The organism is Neisseria sp. P0022.S010, assembly GCF_051956635.1.
Window position 1 is genome coordinate 1 of the sequence record NZ_JBQCXF010000549.1, and the last position, 1959, is coordinate 1959.

A 1959-nucleotide genomic window follows, 5' to 3' on the forward strand; every position below is an offset into this window, starting at 1 on the left:
TACCGCTTCCAAGCCTTCCAGCACTTGTATGCTGTCGGCGCCGTATTCTTCGTGTTTTTGGTCAGTCATGGTCTTTTCTTGCTGAATTTCAAGGAAATTTTCCGTGCGCGCAATGAAATGTCAAACGGGCGCGGCGGATGTGTTCCGAAAGGTCAAAATAATAGGCAATTATACCTGATTTTGCTGGAATATTCAGCGTTTTAAGTGCAAAAAGGCCGTCTGAAAGATTAAATTTCATACGGCCTTTGTATCGGAAAACAGGTTTAACGTTTGACGCCGCTCAATCGCGCCCAGCCTTCTTCGATTTCGGCAGGCTCGATGTTGAACCATTGGCTGTAAATGCCGCTGAGTTCTTCGACTTGTTCGTCCAAAAGACCGGACAAGACAATGCGGCCGCCTTGTTTGGTACGCGCGGCAAGCATTTCGCCGAGCATACGCAACGGGTTGGCCAGAATGTTGGCGACAACGACATCAAATTGACCTTGCGGCAGGCCGTCCGGCAGGTAGAACTGCGCATCGACGTTGTTTTGCGCGGCATTGTCTTTGCTGGCGCGGATGGCTTGTTCGTCAATATCTACACCGATGGCGGAGCCTGCGCCGAGTTTGAGGGCGGCAATGGCCAAAATGCCTGAGCCGCAGCCGTAGTCCAATACGCTTTCGCCGCCTTTGAGCTGCGTGTCGAGCCATTTGAGGCAGAGGCGGGTGGTCGGATGGCTGCCCGTGCCGAAGGCAAGGCCCGGGTCGAGTTGCAGGTTGACGGCGTTGCCGTCGGGCGCTTCGTGCCAAGACGGGGTAATCCACAGTCGGTCGGAAATTTGAATCGGGTCAAATTGCGCTTGGGTCAGGCGTACCCAGTCTTGATCTTCAAGGATTTCGCCGGTGTATTTCAAATCGTTCAAACCGCATTCCTGCGCGGCGGCTTCGATAATGGAAGCAGCGTCGTCGCTTTCGCCGAAAAGGGCGATAACTTTGCTTTGTTGCCAGATTTGCTCGGTCGGCATGCCCGGCTCGCCGAAAATGGCCTGCTCGTTTTCTGTACCGGCGTAGGCATCTTCAATGGCGGCGGACAACGCGCCGTGTTCCATCAGCGCATCGGCAAGGCGTTCGGCGACGGCATCGTTGACGTTGATGGTGATTTGTTGATAGGACATGGTGGGGCTTTCTTTTTAATAAGGCCGTCTGAAAATCGACGTTGTGCTTTCAGACGGCCTTGTAAGGTATGAAACCTGATGATGCAGGTTTATCGGTTTTTCAAACCCAGTACGTCTTGCATATCGTACAGGCCTTTTTTGCCGTTTGCCCAAACTGCGGCGCGTACGGCACCGGCGGCAAAAGTCATGCGGCTGCTGGCCTTGTGGGTGATTTCCACACGCTCTCCGTCGGTGGCGAAGAGGGCGGTGTGGTCGCCGACGATGTCGCCTGCGCGGACGGTGGCAAAACCGATGGTGGACGGATCGCGTGGGCCGGTGTGGCCTTCGCGGCCATAAACGGCGCATTCTTTGAGGTCGCGGCCGAGGGCGTCGGCAATGACTTCACCCATGCGTAACGCGGTACCGCTTGGTGCATCGACTTTGTGGCGGTGGTGGCCTTCGATGATTTCGATGTCGTAGCCTTCGTTTAACACGCGGGCGACGGTGTCGAGGATGTGGAAGGTCAGGTTGACGCCGACGCTGAAGTTGGCAGCGAAAACGACGCCTGTTTTCTCGCCTGCGGCTTGGATGGCGGCTTTGCCTGCGTCGTCAAAACCAGTGGTGCCGATGATGATGTTGACGCCTTTTTCCACGCATTTTTGCAGGTGTTTCAGGGTTGGCTCGGGACGGGTAAAGTCGATGAGGACATCGCTTTGAGCCAGTACGGCATCCACGTCGTCTGAAATGGCAACGCCGGTTTTGAGGCCGGAGGCGAAGCCTGCATCCAAACCCAATACTTCCGAACCGGAATGCTCGAGTGCGCCGGAGA

At 55.6% G+C, this 1959-nt stretch carries 2 protein-coding genes and 1 pseudogene; 1 reads left to right on the forward strand and 2 read right to left on the reverse strand.

Going from position 1 to position 1959, the window contains the following annotated elements; translation table 11 throughout:
* Window positions 1-204 (forward strand): annotated as a pseudogene (locus ACTHUT_RS19250) (hypothetical protein); the annotation flags it as partial.
* Between the two features lie 59 nt (window positions 205-263).
* On the opposite strand, the gene prmA reads toward ACTHUT_RS19250, so the two are convergent.
* On the reverse strand, window positions 264-1151 hold the full coding sequence (prmA, locus tag ACTHUT_RS19255; protein ID WP_250599499.1) for a 50S ribosomal protein L11 methyltransferase: 888 nt from the start codon (window positions 1149-1151) through the stop codon (window positions 264-266).
* A gap of 89 nt (window positions 1152-1240) precedes the next feature.
* Window positions 1241-1959, reverse strand: a 719-nt coding sequence (dapB, locus tag ACTHUT_RS19260; protein WP_440419440.1) for a 4-hydroxy-tetrahydrodipicolinate reductase, incomplete at its 5' end; no start/stop codon positions are given.